At 37.4% G+C, this 16,059-nt stretch carries 16 protein-coding genes, 8 tRNA genes and 1 riboswitch; of the genes, 20 read left to right on the forward strand and 4 right to left on the reverse strand.

The window, feature by feature from the left end:
* Positions 1 to 72 precede the first annotated feature (72 nt).
* Entirely contained in the window at positions 73 to 588 is a 516-nt protein-coding gene (gene fabA, locus FNN08_RS04555; protein WP_143583559.1) for a bifunctional 3-hydroxydecanoyl-ACP dehydratase/trans-2-decenoyl-ACP isomerase, read from the reverse strand.
* Between the two features lie 284 nt (positions 589 to 872).
* Between fabA and FNN08_RS04560 the strand changes: the two genes are divergently transcribed.
* The 12 genes from FNN08_RS04560 (at position 873) to FNN08_RS04615 (ending at position 5,476) form a co-directional block, all read left to right on the forward strand.
* Positions 873 to 1,124 carry a hypothetical protein gene (locus FNN08_RS04560; protein ID WP_143583560.1) on the forward strand — a complete coding sequence of 84 codons (252 nt, stop codon included), beginning with the start codon at positions 873 to 875 and terminating at the stop codon, positions 1,122 to 1,124.
* Between the two features lie 95 nt (positions 1,125 to 1,219).
* The gene (gene uvrY / locus FNN08_RS04565) at positions 1,220 to 1,864 is read left to right on the forward strand and encodes a UvrY/SirA/GacA family response regulator transcription factor (RefSeq protein WP_143583561.1); all 645 of its coding nucleotides are present in this window, start codon (positions 1,220 to 1,222) and stop codon (positions 1,862 to 1,864) included.
* 17 nt (positions 1,865 to 1,881) lie between these two features.
* Positions 1,882 to 3,720, forward strand: coding sequence for an excinuclease ABC subunit UvrC (gene uvrC, locus FNN08_RS04570; protein ID WP_143583562.1), 1,839 nt, complete (start codon positions 1,882 to 1,884; stop codon positions 3,718 to 3,720).
* A 49-nt stretch (positions 3,721 to 3,769) separates the two neighbouring features.
* Positions 3,770 to 4,378, forward strand: coding sequence for a CDP-diacylglycerol--glycerol-3-phosphate 3-phosphatidyltransferase (pgsA, locus tag FNN08_RS04575; protein ID WP_143583563.1), 609 nt, complete (start codon positions 3,770 to 3,772; stop codon positions 4,376 to 4,378).
* A gap of 142 nt (positions 4,379 to 4,520) precedes the next feature.
* Positions 4,521 to 4,596 (forward strand) — tRNA-Gly (locus FNN08_RS04580).
* A gap of 42 nt (positions 4,597 to 4,638) precedes the next feature.
* Positions 4,639 to 4,712: transfer RNA gene (locus FNN08_RS04585), tRNA-Cys, on the forward strand.
* A 4-nt stretch (positions 4,713 to 4,716) separates the two neighbouring features.
* Positions 4,717 to 4,803 (forward strand) — tRNA-Leu (locus tag FNN08_RS04590).
* Between the two features lie 46 nt (positions 4,804 to 4,849).
* Positions 4,850 to 4,925 (forward strand) — tRNA-Gly (locus tag FNN08_RS04595).
* Positions 4,926 to 4,957: 32 nt separating this feature from the next.
* Positions 4,958 to 5,033 (forward strand) — tRNA-Gly (locus tag FNN08_RS04600).
* 67 nt (positions 5,034 to 5,100) lie between these two features.
* A tRNA-Leu gene (locus FNN08_RS04605) sits at positions 5,101 to 5,187 on the forward strand.
* Between the two features lie 36 nt (positions 5,188 to 5,223).
* Positions 5,224 to 5,299, forward strand: a tRNA-Gly gene (locus FNN08_RS04610).
* Positions 5,300 to 5,389: 90 nt separating this feature from the next.
* Positions 5,390 to 5,476, forward strand: a tRNA-Leu gene (locus FNN08_RS04615).
* A gap of 78 nt (positions 5,477 to 5,554) precedes the next feature.
* Here the strand turns inward: FNN08_RS04615 and FNN08_RS16315 are convergent.
* Both FNN08_RS16315 and FNN08_RS04620 read right to left on the reverse strand, forming a co-directional pair.
* Positions 5,555 to 5,722: a hypothetical protein gene (locus tag FNN08_RS16315; RefSeq protein ID WP_185962564.1), complete on the reverse strand. Its 168-nt coding sequence runs from the start codon at positions 5,720 to 5,722 to the stop codon at positions 5,555 to 5,557.
* A gap of 28 nt (positions 5,723 to 5,750) precedes the next feature.
* Positions 5,751 to 7,529: an ABC transporter transmembrane domain-containing protein gene (locus FNN08_RS04620; RefSeq protein WP_143583564.1), complete on the reverse strand. Its 1,779-nt coding sequence runs from the start codon at positions 7,527 to 7,529 to the stop codon at positions 5,751 to 5,753.
* A gap of 187 nt (positions 7,530 to 7,716) precedes the next feature.
* On the opposite strand from FNN08_RS04620, the gene FNN08_RS04625 reads away from it, so the two are divergent.
* The 8 genes from FNN08_RS04625 (at position 7,717) to FNN08_RS04660 (ending at position 14,997) form a co-directional block, all read left to right on the forward strand.
* On the forward strand, positions 7,717 to 8,304 hold the full coding sequence (locus FNN08_RS04625; protein ID WP_185962565.1) for a DUF4136 domain-containing protein: 588 nt from the start codon (positions 7,717 to 7,719) through the stop codon (positions 8,302 to 8,304).
* Positions 8,305 to 8,329: 25 nt separating this feature from the next.
* On the forward strand, positions 8,330 to 8,680 hold the full coding sequence (hinT, locus tag FNN08_RS04630) for a purine nucleoside phosphoramidase (RefSeq protein WP_143583566.1): 351 nt from the start codon (positions 8,330 to 8,332) through the stop codon (positions 8,678 to 8,680).
* A 114-nt stretch (positions 8,681 to 8,794) separates the two neighbouring features.
* A riboswitch (TPP riboswitch) is annotated at positions 8,795 to 8,913 on the forward strand.
* A gap of 111 nt (positions 8,914 to 9,024) precedes the next feature.
* The gene (locus FNN08_RS04635; protein WP_143583567.1) at positions 9,025 to 11,142 is read left to right on the forward strand and encodes a TonB-dependent receptor; all 2,118 of its coding nucleotides are present in this window, start codon (positions 9,025 to 9,027) and stop codon (positions 11,140 to 11,142) included.
* 56 nt (positions 11,143 to 11,198) lie between these two features.
* Positions 11,199 to 11,465 carry a hypothetical protein gene (locus tag FNN08_RS04640; protein ID WP_143583568.1) on the forward strand — a complete coding sequence of 89 codons (267 nt, stop codon included), beginning with the start codon at positions 11,199 to 11,201 and terminating at the stop codon, positions 11,463 to 11,465.
* A gap of 8 nt (positions 11,466 to 11,473) precedes the next feature.
* Positions 11,474 to 12,115 (forward strand): nicotinamide riboside transporter PnuC, encoded by a 642-nt coding sequence (gene pnuC / locus FNN08_RS04645; RefSeq protein ID WP_143583569.1) that lies wholly within the window; start codon positions 11,474 to 11,476, stop codon positions 12,113 to 12,115.
* A gap of 5 nt (positions 12,116 to 12,120) precedes the next feature.
* Complete coding sequence (locus tag FNN08_RS04650) at positions 12,121 to 12,951, forward strand: phosphotransferase (RefSeq protein WP_143583570.1); 831 nt, start codon at positions 12,121 to 12,123, stop codon at positions 12,949 to 12,951.
* A 151-nt stretch (positions 12,952 to 13,102) separates the two neighbouring features.
* The gene (locus FNN08_RS04655) at positions 13,103 to 14,170 is read left to right on the forward strand and encodes a sensor histidine kinase (protein WP_143583571.1); all 1,068 of its coding nucleotides are present in this window, start codon (positions 13,103 to 13,105) and stop codon (positions 14,168 to 14,170) included.
* Positions 14,171 to 14,172: 2 nt separating this feature from the next.
* A complete protein-coding gene (locus FNN08_RS04660) occupies positions 14,173 to 14,997 on the forward strand; it encodes a LytR/AlgR family response regulator transcription factor (protein ID WP_143583572.1) in 825 nt (274 codons plus the stop codon).
* A 23-nt stretch (positions 14,998 to 15,020) separates the two neighbouring features.
* Here the strand turns inward: FNN08_RS04660 and FNN08_RS04665 are convergent, their stop codons facing one another.
* Positions 15,021 to 16,046, reverse strand: a complete 1,026-nt coding sequence (locus FNN08_RS04665) for an ATP-dependent 6-phosphofructokinase (protein ID WP_143583573.1) — start codon at positions 16,044 to 16,046, stop codon at positions 15,021 to 15,023.
* Positions 16,047 to 16,059: the final 13 nt, after the last annotated feature.

Here is a 16,059-nt window from a genome sequence, read left to right on the forward strand (position 1 = left end):
ATACCAACTAATTTTAGGTAAACAAAAAGGGAAGCTTATAGCTTCCCTTTTTTATTGGATTAAAAGTTTAAATTAAAACTTAGAAGTATCTGTAAATAATCCAACTTTTAAATCTGTTGCTGTGTAAATTACTTTACCATCAACTGAAACAGTACCGTCTGCTATACCCATAAACAATTTACGTTTAATTACGCGCTTAAAGTCAATTTGGTAAGTTACTTTTTTGCTTGTTGGTAAGATTTGGCCGGTAAATTTAACTTCACCTACACCTAAAGCACGACCAAAACCTGGGCCACCTGACCATGCTAGGTAAAAACCTAATAGCTGCCACATTGCATCAAGACCTAAACAACCTGGCATAACCGGATCACCTTTGAAGTGACAATCAAAGAACCATAGATCAGGGTTAATATCTAATTCAGCAGTTATTTCACCTTTACCAAATAAACCACCTTCTTCAGTGATGTTAATAATTCGGTCCATCATTAGCATATTATCAACAGGTAGTTTTGAGTTACCTTCGCCAAATAATTCACCTGTACCGGCCTGGATCAAACCAGCTTTATCGTATGAGTTTTTTTGTTCCATGAGTCTTCTTACTTATATTGTAATAAAAATGGATGTGGGTTGCCTGCAACCAACATCCATATAAAAAATAATAGGAGTGCACTTTAGCGTACACTTGTACACTAAACAATAGCGTTTACGAATATATTTGTCTGGACCGATGAGTCAAGTAGGTATTTTGGGGCTATATAGTACATAAATAAAGCGAACACTTGTTCGCAATAAGCATTTGTTAAAAATAGATTGCAATTATTTTGGTTATGCGTAACCATTTAAGGGTGATTTAATCATTAAAGGAGTTACCTATGGAGAAAAAAGCAGCTCTAACCAATGCCGAAAAGCAAAAACGTTTTAGAGAGCGCCAAAAGAACGTTGGTAAAAAAGAAGTCAGAGGTTACCTAAGTTCTGAGGCAATCGCTTGTTATGAAAAAATAAACGAGCAAACTGACTGGACTGATAGCACTATTTTATCTAACGCGGTACGAATTACTTACGCGGCATATAAAAATGGACAAATTGGTTTGTTAAATAATTGGCTGACTAAAAATAAACTTTAATTGCTAATTAATTTCAATAAAGCAAAGAATAGTTAATATCACAATATTTATATATGTGTTATTTTTGCAACATATAAAGCGACAGGGGAAATATTTTGATCAAAGTATTATTAGTGGATGATCATGATTTAGTTAGAACAGGGATCCGCAGGCTTCTTGAAGATGCGAAAGGTATTAATGTTATTGCTGAAGCCGCAACAGGAGAAGAGGCTGTACAGTATTGTCGCAGTAATGAACCCGATGTTGTGTTGATGGATATGAATATGCCAGGTATTGGTGGTTTAGAAGCGACTAAAAAAATTCTTCGCTATTGCCCTGATATAAAGGTGTTGTTTTTAACTGTTCATATGGAAGCTCCTATTCCTACAAAAGTTATGCAAATTGGCGCTGCCGGTTTTTTAACTAAGTCAACTGCACCACAGGAAATGATTCAAGCAATTAAAGCGGTTAATAGTGGCCAACGTTACATTACCCCAGATATAGCCCAGCAGATGGCTTTAAGTCAGTTTCAAACACAAGAAGAAAGCCCGCTAACCAACCTTTCTGAACGAGAGTTGCAGATCATGATGATGATCACACGCGGTGAAAAGGTTGTTGATATCTCAAATCAACTCAACCTAAGTAGTAAAACCATTAATAGTTATCGCTATCGTATGTTTACTAAGCTCAATGTAAGTAATGATGTAGAGCTTACGCATTTAGCAATACGCTATGGCATGCACAACGTTGAACCTATTTAGTAGGTAATATCGAATTAATGACTAGTGAAATTGAACTTTTTGATCATAAGGCTTTTCTTGCCAGCGTTACTCCGCAAAGTGGTGTTTATCGCATGTATGATGACCAACAAACGGTTATCTACGTTGGTAAAGCCAAAGACCTAAAGAAGCGACTAGCTAGTTATTTTAGAAAAGATGTTGGCAGTGTTAAAACCAGAGCATTAGTTAATCGTATTCGAGCTATTGATGTTACGGTAACTCACACCGAGGGTGAAGCTCTTATCCTTGAAAATAACTTCATTAAAAAATACCAGCCTAAATATAATGTTTTATTGCGGGATGATAAATCTTATCCGTACCTACTTATAACCGATCATAAGCACCCTAAGCTTGCATCTCATCGTGGTGGAAAACGAGTTAAAGGTGAATATTTTGGACCTTTTCCAACGGCGGGTGCTGTATGGGAAAGTTTAAGGTTGATGCAAAAGTTATTTCCTATTAGGCAATGTGATGATAGCTATTACCGAGCTAGGACTCGTCCATGTCTACAATATCAATTAAATCGATGTTCAGCTCCTTGCGTAGAAAAAATTTCTGATGAAGATTATGCCCAGCAAGTAAATTTAGCCAGATTGTTTTTACAAGGTAAAAATGAGGTGGTTATTGACCAACTCGTTTCACGTATGGAGCAGGCAAGCATGGGATTAGAGTTTGAAGCTGCCGCGAAGTATCGTGATCAAATTGCTACACTAAGAAAAGTTCAGCAGCAACAGTTTGTCTCGGGTGTAACAGCAGAACTTGATATTATTGGTTTTTATCGTCTTAAAAACCAAGCATGTTTACATATATTATTTGTACGAGAACGCAAGATCTTAGGAAGCAAAAGCTTTTTCCCAACGATACCAAGCGACACATCTGATGAAGAAATTATCAGTGCCTTTATTGCCCAGCATTACCTTGGGGAAGGGGTTGATCAAAAAAACATAGCCAAAGAAATAGTTATTCCAACCAAGATCCCTTTACAACAAGAGTTAATGGCGTTATTAACTAAACAAGTTGAAAGAGACGTTAAAATAAATTCTAATGTGCGCAGTGAACGCGCTCAATATTTAAAACTGGCTCAAACTAACGCCAAAAATGCCTTAGATGTAAAAAATAGTCATAAGGAATCAATACAAGCTCGTTTTAGTGAACTTAATAAAGTGTTCGAGTTAAGCCAACCAATACAACGTATTGAATGTTTTGATATTAGCCATACTATGGGGCAACAAACTGTTGCATCTTGTGTTGTGTTTAATAATGAAGGGCCATTAAAAAGTGACTATCGTCGTTATAACGTCCATGGAATTACCCCTGGTGATGATTACGCCGCTATGTCATTTGCACTCAATAAACGCTATAGCAAGGTAAAAGACGAAGAAAAGTTACCCGATATTGTTTTTATTGATGGTGGGAAAGGCCAGCTTGCCCGAGCAGAAGAATTCTTTAATCAATTAGATTTACCTAAAACACCTTTATTAATTGGTGTTGCAAAAGGAGAGTCTCGTAAGCCCGGTTTAGAAACCCTTATTATGGGCGGCTCACATCAACTTATTTCTTTACCCGCAATTTCACCTGCTTTGCATTTAGTACAACACATTAGAGATGAGTCACATCGGTTTGCGATTGTTGGGCATCGAGCGAAGAGGGCGAAAGTAGCAAAGAAATCTACTCTAGAAGAAATACCAGGTATTGGCGCTAAAAAGCGTCAAGCATTACTAAAATACCTGGGAGGATTGCAAGAAGTTAAAAAAGCCAACCTTGATGAATTAATGAAAGTTCCGGGTATAAGTAAAGAGCTAGCAAAAAATATTTTTAATACACTGCATGACAACTGACTTTCATCATGTACAATAAACTCAATAACAAAAAGTTAATAGTAGAGCTATGTGGACAATACCTAATCAAATCACCTTATTTCGGATTTTATTAATCCCTGTTTTTGTCGTTGTATTTTATATGCATGACATTTTTCCTGATACTTTTTCTAAAAATTGGTCTAACTTTGGAGCATTTGCGGTTTTTTGGTTAGCTTCTGTAAGTGATGCGGTTGATGGCTATTTAGCTAGAAAGTTAAAACAATCAAGTAAATTTGGTGCTTTCATCGACCCTGTTGCTGATAAATTAATGGTTACCATGGCTTTAGTGCTTATCGTATCTGAATATCAAAGCCTTTGGGTTACCGTTCCTGCGCTTATTATGATTGCCCGTGAAATTGTTATTTCTGCATTAAGAGAGTTTATGGCTGATCTTGGTAAAAGAGATAACGTGGCAGTATCAGATTTAGGAAAATGGAAAACGGCGGCGCAAATGTTGGCATTGATGGGCCTTATTTGGCATCCAAATTATCCAATTCCATTATTTTTCTTCGAATTACCACAAGAAATAATTAATTATGCTGCTTGGGGCTTTTATTTTTTCGCCACAATTTTCGCTTTTGTATCAATGTTTCAATATCTTAAAGCGTCGTGGCCTGAACTATCGGGTAAATCTTAACCAAGTTTTAACCCTTGTATGTTAAAAATTCAACACTTTAGCTGTTTTTTGAGCAGTCAGAAAAAAAATGAGATTAAAGTGTTGACTCATCAATAGAACGATGTAAAATGCGTTCTCGTTGACAGGGAGTCAGCAATTGAAAGCGGCTGTAGCTCAGTTGGTAGAGCATCACGTTGCCAACGTGAATGTCACGAGTTCGAGTCTCGTTAGCCGCTCCAATTTTTCTAAGGAAGTACATCACCAACTAGTTGATGAAAATTGGCGGGTTGGCAGAGTGGCTATGCAGCGGATTGCAAATCCGTGGACCTCGGTTCGACTCCGGGACCCGCCTCCACTTTGCCCGGGTGGTGGAATTGGTAGACACACGGGATTTAAAATCCCGCGTCTTAACGGACGTGCCGGTTCAAGTCCGGCCCCGGGTACCATTTCATCAATTATGTTGAATGTGCGAAGAGGTTATATTTAAATTACGCGGCTGTAGCTCAGCTGGTAGAGCATCACGTTGCCAACGTGAATGTCACGAGTTCGAGTCTCGTCAGCCGCTCCAATTTAAATAAAACAAACAATAGATAATGCGAAGCGGCTGTAGCTCAGCTGGTAGAGCATCACGTTGCCAACGTGAATGTCACGAGTTCGAGTCTCGTCAGCCGCTCCAATCTATACAAAATTTTGCTACTTAGTCATGTAGAAATGACAGGCATTATCCTAAATAGGAATACAATGCCCGGGTGGTGGAATTGGTAGACACACGGGATTTAAAATCCCGCGTCTTAACGGACGTGCCGGTTCAAGTCCGGCCCCGGGTACCATTTCTACGATGTATTAAGTAACTTGCTCTATACGAAGCGGCTGTAGCTCAGCTGGTAGAGCATCACGTTGCCAACGTGAATGTCACGAGTTCGAGTCTCGTCAGCCGCTCCAATCTTTTCTTTATTACTTCAAGTTATTAAGAATAAGTAGGGAACCAATCTCTACTATAAAAAATGCTTCCCCATACTTTTTAAGTATTATGCCCGGGTGGTGGAATTGGTAGACACACGGGATTTAAAATCCCGCGTCTTAACGGACGTGCCGGTTCAAGTCCGGCCCCGGGTACCATTTACTCATTTCAGATTCAAAGTCCCAAAGATTTTAAAGCAAAAAACAGCGTCACTCTTATAACCTCGATTCATCGGTTTAATCTGTATTTTCAATTATCTGTGCGCTTGATGAGATCCCGTGCAAAAGCACCACGGGAAGACGGCTTATTTTCTCTATCATGCGAACCGGTGATTTTGCTATTTTAGTTTTTAAGCTCGTAGTTAAACTTTCAACAACTCTGACACCTTGAAGTGTGGTTCTCATATCAAGGTGTCAGACACCTTGATATTGGCTATAGGTCTTTGTTTTGGTCAAACTGTAGCTCACAAAGTCTTTGGTACAATGCTGAGCTTGCTATTAAAGATTCATGATCGCCAATATCTACGATTGAGCCATTATCCATAACTACAATTAAATCAGCGTGCATTACCGTTGATAATCGATGAGCAATGATAAGAGTTGTTCTATCTAGCATTAAGTCTTTTAAGGCTAATTGCACGTGGTGCTCACTTTCGGCATCTAAAGCACTAGTTGCCTCGTCCAAAAGCAGCACAGCTGGGTCTTTTAATATGGCTCTAGCAAGTGCAATGCGCTGTTTTTGACCTCCTGATAACCTAACGCCTTGTTCACCCAGAAAGCTGTCATAACCTTCAGGAAGCTGTTCAATAAACTCATGGGCATGTGCGCGCTTTGCGGCGTTAATCACCTCTGTATCAGTTGCTTCTGGCTTACCATACTTGATGTTATGCCACACATTTGAGCTAAATAAGATCGGATTTTGCGGCACGGTGCCGATGGTTTTACGTAGCTCAGATAATTTTAACTGTTTAATGTCTGCGTTATTAAATAATATATTGCCTTGTTGAGGATCGTAAAAGCGTTGTAATAATTCAAAAAGAGTTGTTTTACCTGCGCCTGATGGGCCAACAATGGCGACAACTTTGCCGGCAGGTATCAATAAGTCTATATTGTTTAGTGCTGATATTTCCGGTCTTGATGGGTAATTAAAACTTAGATTTTTTATCGTAATACTATTTTCACCAGTGTTAGATAATGTAAGGGGGGAAGTCGTTTCTACTATCTCAGTTTCTACCGATAATAATTCAAGTAAACGTGTTGCCGAGCCTGCTGCTCTTTGTAATTCACCATAAACTTCTGCGATGGTGCCAACGGACATAGCCAACATTATGGCATAAAAAACAAATGCGCCAAGATCGCCAGCGCTCATACTGCCACTGAGTACATCACGCCCACCAGACCAGAGCATCATGCTTATTGCTGAAAAGGCTAAGAATATTACTGAGGCAATTAGCATAGAGCGTTGTCTGATACGGCGTTTAGCTATATTGAATGCTATCTCTACTTCTTTGGCAAAAGCTTGTTTTTCTTTATCTTCATGAGTAAAGCTTTGCACTACTTTAATATTTTGAATAATTTCGCCGGCATAAGTGCCTATATCGGCAATTGAATCTTGGGATTTTGATGCAAGATTCCTTACTTTTTTGCCGTGAAATTTCATTGGTATAAGGGCAAGTGGCACACCAAGTAAAATGTACATAGTTAGGTTGATATTAGTGATAAGTAGCATAATTAATGCGCCAATCAACATTAGCAGACTTCTTAATGCCATAGAAAATGACGAGCCAATGATTGATTGTAGTAATGTGGTATCAGTGGTTAGTCTAGACATTAACTCGCCACTTCTATTTTCTTCAAAGTAGCTAGGATGGAGAGTGATTAATCGATTAAATACTGTTTTTCTGATATCAGCACTGACTCTTTCACCAAGCCAAGACATAAGATAAAAACGACAAAATGTGCCGATAGCTAATAATGCAATTAAACCAACCAAGAAAAATATTGAAGACTGTAATTCACTCATAGAACCAGCAACAAAGCCTTTATCAATAACGTACTTAACGCCTTGACCAATAGACAAACTGACTAATGAAGTCAGTAAAAGCGCAAATAACGCGTAAAATACCATGAGTTTGTATGGTTTTATAAAAGCCAAAATAGGCAGTAAACTTTTAAATGCTTTTTGTTGTTTTGCTGGGGCTGATGTATTCAAATGAGTCTCAAAATTATTTATATAAAGGAGAAGATATAAACGTAATAAATCTATTCTTTAATCTACTCTATTTTTACTATACTTAATAATAGTTTACGAAAATATAAAGCATTTAAATCAAAAAGGTTTTAATTCTTAATTTTGTACGTATGATTAGTCATATAGATAATTAATGAGGCATACGCCAATGAAAAATAACTTACTTATAAGTGTCCTTCTACTCGTTTTAAGCGGTTGTGCAACCACATACGATCCTGCTGTCGATTACAATCCAGAATATAATTTTGATGCGCTACAAACTTATGCGATCGTAGATGCGTTTTCTGTTGATGATAGCCAAAGTAAGCCGTTAAACCGTAATTTGAGTGACCTAGATAACGATAGGGTGCTTAAGTCGTTAAATACTACTTTAGCCAGTAAAGGCATGACTCCTGCACCAGCAGAGCAAGCTGATATGCTAGTGAAGTACCTTTTAGTTACTCAAGATAAAACAAAGATCAGAACCTATAACAGCGGTATCTACAACTGTTGGCGCTGTCGAGGTTTGCATTACCCAATGCATGCACCCGTTACTCAAGTAGATGTTAAACAATACGTTGAAGGTACTTTGATTATCGATATTGTTGACCCTGCCATAAACAAGTCAGTATGGCGTTCGGTAGTTAGTAAAGCAGTAAAAGGTAAGGTACCCGTTGAAGAGCGCCAAGCCAAGGTACAAGAGTTAATTGATGCAATGATGGCATCATTTAAAGCCCCGCTTGTTGTTGAAGAATAAATAGAAGAGCTGAGAAGAATATAATATGACTGAAGAAACAATATTTTCAAAAATAATTAGACAAGAAATCCCGACGCCATTGTTATATCAAGATGATCTGGTTACAGCCTTTAGAGATATTTCTCCGCAAGCGCCATGTCATATCTTAGTTATTCCTAATAAATTAATTGCTACAGTAAACGATGTAACTGAAGATGATGAACTTACTTTAGGCAGAATGATTACCGTAGCCAAAAAATTAGCTAAAGAAGAGGGCATAAGTGACGATGGTTATCGTTTGATCATGAATTGCAATGACCACGGAGGGCAAGAGGTATACCATATTCATATGCATCTTGTTGGCGGCCATAAGTTAGGCCCTATGCTTAAACGCTAATCAAAACCCGCAACAAAATTTACAAAAACCAAGCCATTGCTTGGTTTTTTTATATCTAATAATAAAAAATTTAATAACAAGTATTTACAATCTATTAAATATTGGTAATATTCGCGTCGAGCCAGGGGGTGTACTTATAAACCTTTAAGTACTGAGATGCAAAGCTTAACAGCCGCAAACCCTTTGAACCTGAACCGGATAATACCGGCGTAGGGATGGTAATACTTTTAAACTCTATTGTTTATTAGTGTCTGAATATGATTAACCCAATATAGTGGTTAATCGATTCTAAATTTCCTTCTTTGTGCCGGATCTCCATTATAAAAATATAAATGAGATCTGTAATGAATTTTCAAAAATCTATCGTTTTAACCGCTATTTCCTTAGCACTTTCATCTAATTACTCACTTGCCCAAGATAATGACAACGATAATGTTACTGTTGATCAAAGTGATGTAGAAGTTATTGAAGTTGTTGGTGACTTTCGCTCAACTAACTTACAAAAAACGGCATCATCTTTAACGGTTATGGGCAGTGATGACATTGCTTTGCGTAATGCTCAAAACCTCGAAGAAATAACGTTTGCCACACCTAACGTTAATTTTTCAAGTGGATCGAGCCGTGCCCGCTATTACCAAATACGTGGTATAGGTGAGCGTAGTCAATTTAAAGAGCCGATTAACCCATCAGTTGGCGTTATTATTGATGAGGTTGATTTTAGTGGCATTGGTAGCGCAGCGTCATTATTTGATGCTAAACAAGTTGAAATCTTCCGTGGCCCGCAAGGAACAAAATTTGGCGCAAGTGCTATGGCTGGTGTGATAAATATCACCACCAATGATCCGAGCGATGAGTTTGAAGGTGCAGTTAAAGCAACTGCCGGTAATTATAACACCACATCTTTAGGTTTAATGTTATCTGGGCCTGCAACAGATGACTTAGGTTACCGCTTTGCTATTGAGCAATTTAATAGCGATGGTTTTATGGAAAACCAATATTTAGATAAAGAAGATACCAATGATAAAAACGAGTTAACTGTTCGCACCAAATTGCAGTATAACGCAAGTGATGATTTAACCATTGATTTGGCACTTTTTTACCTAGATTTTGACAATGGCTATGATGCATTTTCGTTGGATAACAATCGTAATACTTTATCTGATCAACCAGGTAAAGATACTCAAGAAACATTAGCTACTAGCGTTAAAGCAACTTACACCGGTTTAACCGCTGCAGATTTAATTACTATTGTTAGCTATGCTGATTCTGATCTCGTTTATGGTTATGACGAAGATTGGAGTAATAATGAATTATGTTTAAACACAGATTGCCCATATGGAGATTATTCTTCTACCGATTATTATTTTCGCGATAAGTCGTCATTAACAAGTGATGTTCGTTTTGTTTCAAAAGCAGGTGAAGAAATCTTTAATGGTTCAACTGCTTGGGTTGCAGGTATTTATTATAAGTCTGAAACGGAAGATTTATTACGTGAGTACACCTACGCCGCAGGTGATTATTTATCAGAATTTGAAGCTAATACTGTTGCCGGTTATGTACAGCTAGACACCTTTTTATCTGATGATGTTACCTTAACAACGGGTGTTCGTGTTGAAAACCGTGAAGCTGATTACAACAATAGTGAAGGCAATGAATTTGAGCCATCAGATACTATGGTTGGCGGCAAGCTTGTTTTAGCGTATCAGGTAACCAATGACTCATTAGTATATACATCAATAAATCGTGGCTTTAAAGCTGGAGGTGTTAACTCTAGTGGTACATTATCAGTAGAGAATAGAGAATTTGATCCTGAATACGTAATGAACTACGAATTAGGGTTAAAACAGACTTACTTAGATGGCGATGCATATGCCAGGTTTGCCGTTTTTTATATGGACCGTACTGACATGCAAGTAAGCACATATTCTACTAATCGTCGTCCTGATGGTAGCGAAGAGTTTATTAGTTATTTAGATAACGCAGCAGAAGGAACTAACCAAGGTATTGAAATTGACGCAGCATGGCAGTTAACAAATTCACTTGAATTATACGCTGCTCTTGGAATTTTAGACTCTGAGTATCAAGAGTTTATTAATGGTAATGGCGAAGATTTATCTGGTAGAGAGCAAGCTCACGCGCCCAAGTATCAATACAATGTTGGCGTTAACTTTTACGCAACAGATAACCTTTTGTTCAATGTAAATGTTGATGGTAAAGATGAATATTACTTCTCTGATAGCCATGATGAAAAATCTGATGCTATCGATTTAATCAATGCATCTGTAACGTATTTGCAAGACAACTGGCAAGTTAAACTGTGGGGACGTAATATAAGCGATGAAGATTATCAAACTCGTGGTTTTTATTTCGGTAATGATCCTCGCGATGGTTATACAGCCAAAGGATATTATCAAATGGGCGCTCCAGCAGAGTTTGGCGTTACCTTAGACTATCAGTTCTAATCGAGAGAAATAACAAGCGAGCAAGGTAGCTGCTCGCTTAATTAATAGAGAAATACATGCAAATATCAATAGAAATTAGTTTATACCCGTTAGCAGAAGAAAAATTTAAAGCAGAAATTTGGTCTTTTATACGTCCCCTTCGAGCACAAGAAGGCTTAAAAGTTGTAACCAATGGCATGAGTACTCAGGTATTTGGTGAATATGACTTAGCTGTTGCAACTGTGATGCGAGAAATTAAGCAAGTACATGAAACACTCGGCAGCGCCGTGTTTGTATGTAAGTTTATTAGTGGCGATCGCTCAGAGCCAGAAGCAGAGATATAAATACTACTATGCAAGCTACTATAGATTACTTTTTAAACTTACCATTTTGGGAATTATTGGCGGTGTTTTTATCCATTGCCTATGTAGTCTTAGTGGCAAAGAACAACCGCTGGTGTTGGCCTGCAGCTTTTATCAGTACATTAATATTTACTATTATTTTTTATGATGTGTCGTTATTAATGGAAAGCTTGCTTAATGTGTATTACATGGCAATGGCTATTTATGGCTGGTATCGTTGGCAAAATTCTAAAGTTCTTACTGCAGATAACCAGCTACCAATCATTACTTGGCCGTTGCTTAAACACATTAAGCTAGTAGGCTCTTTAACTGTATTAAGCTTAGGGCTTGGCTTTATTATGGATAACTATACGGCCGCTGACTTTGCTTATCTCGATACATTTACTACAGTATTTGCTGTTGCTACCACTTATTTAGTGACCATAAAATTATATGAAAATTGGTTGTATTGGATTGTTATCAATAGCTTGTCAGTATTTTTATATTTACAAAAAGGTTTAGAGCCAACAGCATTGTTAGCTGGCTTTAATGTCATCATGTGTATCGTTGGCTTAATAAACTGGTACAGGATTTATAAACAACAACCTAGCTTATGTAAAAGTGAACAAACGATTACGCAAGGGATAGGGTAAGCGTATTGACGGTTATTGAACAATTACATGCGATAGATGTACTACAACCAATTTCGTCATGGCAGGAAATAAATACAGGTTTAAGCCATCATTGTTTTAAAGTGGTAAGCAAGGCTCAAACTTTTTTCGTTAAAATTTACAATAAGCCAAATCTTAGCTCATTCGACACACAAATTTCGGTAGAAAAATTAGCAAGCGCACAGAGCATTGGCCCGAAAGTAATTTCTTATTGTCCGCATGGCCATTATTGTGTTTATCAATACTTAGATGGCGTTATCTTAGATGACGTTTCTATAACGATTGAAGCTAAACATAAGCATTTAATTGATTTATTAAGTGCATGTCATTCATTACCTAAGTCTGCCCAGGCACTAGATATAAGTTTAAGTGTTGATAACTTACTTGCTAAAGTCGATTTACCTTATGCGGCTAAAAACAATATAAGTGATAGCGTTTCTGATATTTTAAAAAGTATCAATGTATCAGCAAATGAGCTCGTACTTTGTCATGGCGATATTAATTACACTAATGTGATGGTTGTTGATAACATCTTAAAACTTATTGATTGGGAGTACTGCTGCTTAGCAGAGTGTGAGTACGACATAGCTATGGCGTTAACCATTAACAATATTGCAGAAAGTAATTATCCAGAGTTTGTTGCCCTTTATAATGATAAATCCAAACATGCACAAGCTAGCCTAAAAAAAGTAGTTAGCTATGCCAAGCTTTGTAACTTGCTCAATAGTTTATGGTATGTAGCCAACCACAAAACGAGTAATCCCACCTTAAATAAGCAATATTTTCAGGCTAAAGCATTTATTCATACCTTTGCCTAAACCTGCCTAAATAAAGTACAAGAGTAGAAGGTAACGCTCTAATTTGAGATAAAAGGTGTATTCTCTAAGCTCAATAACAGTGCCATAAGCTTGGGTTAAGGCCATACTAAATAACAGATATATTACAACTTATTAATATTCAGAGTTTATTTTGAAGTGGCAAGAATTTATAGAAAACAGAAATCGACTATTTTGGCTCCTGCATATTGGCGGCTGGGTTGGTTTTGCCTTAGTTAATTATTTTGGGTCATTAATTCATGATCTAAGGTCATTGTTTACTTGGATGATTATTTTAAGCGCTTACGCAGGTGCTTTATTATCTTTACCGCTTAGATATGTTTATCAAAGGGCGTGGAATTTACCACCACTTAAGCTTGCTCTTGTCGTTATTCTTTCTTCTTACTCAGCAGGCCTGTTATGGCAAGTAGTAAAGAACGTTACTCATTGGGAAATATACAAGCACGGTTTTAGACCCGACTTCTGGCTATATTACGCCCAGAACAGCGTATGGTCGTTTTCGATCATGCTTAGTTGGAGCGGTTTATATTTTGGCGTTAAATACTATCAAATGCTTCAGCAAGAGCGTCAAAAAGTATTGTTTGCCAATAATTTAGCAAACCAAGCTCAGTTAAAAATGTTGCGTTATCAGCTTAATCCTCACTTTTTATTTAATACCCTTAATGCCATATCAACGTTAATTTTAATTAACGAGAGCAAAACAGCTAATGGCATGGTTACTCGATTAAGTGAATTTTTAAGATATTCACTTGATATGGACCCAATGAAAAAGGTTACTCTGACACAAGAATTAACCGCATTAAAACTTTACTTAGATATTGAAAAAGTTAGGTTTGAAGAAAAACTAAGCTTGAGTTATCAGGTTCAAAACAAATGCAATAACGCTCTAGTACCAAGCATGATTTTGCAACCTATTGTTGAAAATGCAATTAAACACGCCATTGCAACCCAACAATCTGGCGGTAGTATTGATGTTAAAATTTCACGCTTTGCTAATGATCTGCAACTTGAAGTGAGTGACAATGGACCAGGAGCGACAATTGTCGATGGCAACCTATCTCGAGAAAATGGTGTTGGGCTGGCAAACACACGTGAAAGGTTAGCAACACTTTATGGTGAAAATTATTCTCTTGTAGCTAGTGACAATATTCCATCAGGCGTTAAAATAAGTATTAGGATCCCATTTCAACTTGATGAATAATAATGAATTCTACGCTTAGTACAATAATTGTTGATGATGAAGCACTTGCCCGTAAAGGCTTACAGGTCAGGCTAACTGATTTTGACGATATCAACGTTGTAGCAACATGCTCAAATGGTAGCGAGGCAATCGCTAGCATTTCTCAATTACAACCTGATTTAGTCTTTCTTGATATACAAATGCCTGGCTTAAACGGCTTTCAAGTTGTAGAAGAGTTAAGTTCCTTAGGCTGCAATATGCCGCAAATTGTTTTTGTTACAGCATTTGATCAATATGCGATCAAAGCATTCGATATTCATGCCATCGATTATTTGTTAAAACCCGTTGATAGTGCAAGGCTAGGCTTAGCAATAGAAAAAGTTAAGCACTATAAAGAACATGCAAAAGATTCATTACATAAAGAAAAATTAGTTAAATTAGTCAGTGAAGTTACTGGTAATGATACTACTGATATCTTAGAACAACTTGCCAATAATACGCCGGTTTCAATGAGCAGCTATTCTGATGTTTTAGCCATTAAAGACGTTGGCGAAACAAGTCTTGTGCCGACCAAAGATATTTTGTGTATAGATGCTGCAGGTGATTATATGTGTGTACATACAAGTTCTGGTACGCACATACTCAGAAAAACAATGAAGGAATTAGAAGAAGCTTTAGATCCTAAATTGTTTTTACGTATTCATCGCTCGAGTATTGTTAATAAAACATACATAGATAAATTTGGTAACCACGCTAATGGCGAATACTATATTATTTTAACTAATGATAAAGAATTAAAGGTTAGTCGTAGTTATAAAGACAAAGTTAAGCAAGCAATTTTAGGTTAGGGCAGTTATATTGCCCATACACCTTAAATTTTATTTAATTGCGCAAGCTCGGCAATATCTAAAATTGAGTTTTGCGCTTTAAGTAAAGCTGCGTTAACTTGTTTCTTATGCTTTATTGCTGTTTCAATAGCAACTTCACACATCTGATTAGAAGACTCACCGATCATTATCATGTTTTTGCCTGCTCTAATTGCTTCTATTGCTGCCACTCCGAGTTTTGTTGCTAAGATCCTATCTTTAGCGACCGGATCGCCACCTCGTTGAATATAACCTAAAACACATGGGGTACACTTAATGTTTGCGTATGATTGCAAGTCTGAACATAACTTTTCGACACCCTCTGGCCAAAGGTTTTCGGCGGCAACTATCAGATAACTTGATTGCCCGCGTTCAACTTTACATTGCTTTATATGGTTGGCAATATTTTGCAATTCTAAACCAGGATTTTTAAAACTTTCAAATGTTAACACTTGCTCTGCAGCACAAGCTATACCAACATTTAATGCTAAAAAACCACTATGACGCCCCATAACTTCAACCACAAAAACTCTATCGAAAGCTTCGGCGGTATCGCGTATTTTATCTATGGCATCAATTGCAGTATTAACCGCGGTGGCAAAGCCTATCGTGCTATCAGTGCCGTCAATATCGTTATCAATAGTACCGGGCAGGCCGATGAGTTGACCTTGGTAAAATGACTTTAATGCAAGCATGCCATTAAATGAGCCATCACCACCAATCACGACAAGTGCGCTAACATCTAATTTATGTAAATTTTCTGCCGCTTGCTTTTGACCCTCTTCGGTCATAAATTTCGGGCTACGGGCACTTTTTAATATAGTGCCACCGCAATGAATGATGTTACGTACACTAGACTCGTTGAGTTGACAAAAATCAGCTTCAATTAGGCCATTAAAACCGTAGTTAAAGCCAATCACTTCCATTTTGTAGTGAAGGGCTGCTAAGACTAAGCTTCTGATTGCCGCATTCATCCCAGGAGCATCACCACCACTGGTTAAAATTGCAATTTTATTGTTATTTTTTAACATACCAATACATTCC

This window comes from Thalassomonas sp. M1454, from assembly GCF_007097525.1.
Taxonomy (GTDB): domain Bacteria; phylum Pseudomonadota; class Gammaproteobacteria; order Enterobacterales; family Alteromonadaceae; genus Thalassotalea_A.

Excerpts from the sequence above, each read along its gene's own strand:
- FNN08_RS04560 (WP_143583560.1), top strand. The coding sequence starts at position 873 with ATGGAGAAAAAAGCAGCTCTAACCAATGCCGAAAAGCAAAAACGTTTT.
- uvrC (WP_143583562.1), top strand. The coding sequence starts at position 1,882 with ATGACTAGTGAAATTGAACTTTTTGATCATAAGGCTTTTCTTGCCAGC.
- FNN08_RS16315 (WP_185962564.1), bottom strand. The coding sequence starts at position 5,722 with ATGAGAACCACACTTCAAGGTGTCAGAGTTGTTGAAAGTTTAACTACG.
- fabA (WP_143583559.1), bottom strand. The coding sequence starts at position 588 with ATGGAACAAAAAAACTCATACGATAAAGCTGGTTTGATCCAGGCCGGT.
- FNN08_RS04625 (WP_185962565.1), top strand. The coding sequence starts at position 7,717 with ATGAAAAATAACTTACTTATAAGTGTCCTTCTACTCGTTTTAAGCGGT.
- FNN08_RS04665 (WP_143583573.1), bottom strand. The coding sequence starts at position 16,046 with ATGTTAAAAAATAACAATAAAATTGCAATTTTAACCAGTGGTGGTGAT.
- FNN08_RS04640 (WP_143583568.1), top strand. The coding sequence starts at position 11,199 with ATGCAAATATCAATAGAAATTAGTTTATACCCGTTAGCAGAAGAAAAA.
- FNN08_RS04660 (WP_143583572.1), top strand. The coding sequence starts at position 14,173 with ATGAATTCTACGCTTAGTACAATAATTGTTGATGATGAAGCACTTGCC.
- pnuC (WP_143583569.1), top strand. The coding sequence starts at position 11,474 with ATGCAAGCTACTATAGATTACTTTTTAAACTTACCATTTTGGGAATTA.
- hinT (WP_143583566.1), top strand. The coding sequence starts at position 8,330 with ATGACTGAAGAAACAATATTTTCAAAAATAATTAGACAAGAAATCCCG.
- pgsA (WP_143583563.1), top strand. The coding sequence starts at position 3,770 with ATGTGGACAATACCTAATCAAATCACCTTATTTCGGATTTTATTAATC.
- FNN08_RS04635 (WP_143583567.1), top strand. The coding sequence starts at position 9,025 with ATGAATTTTCAAAAATCTATCGTTTTAACCGCTATTTCCTTAGCACTT.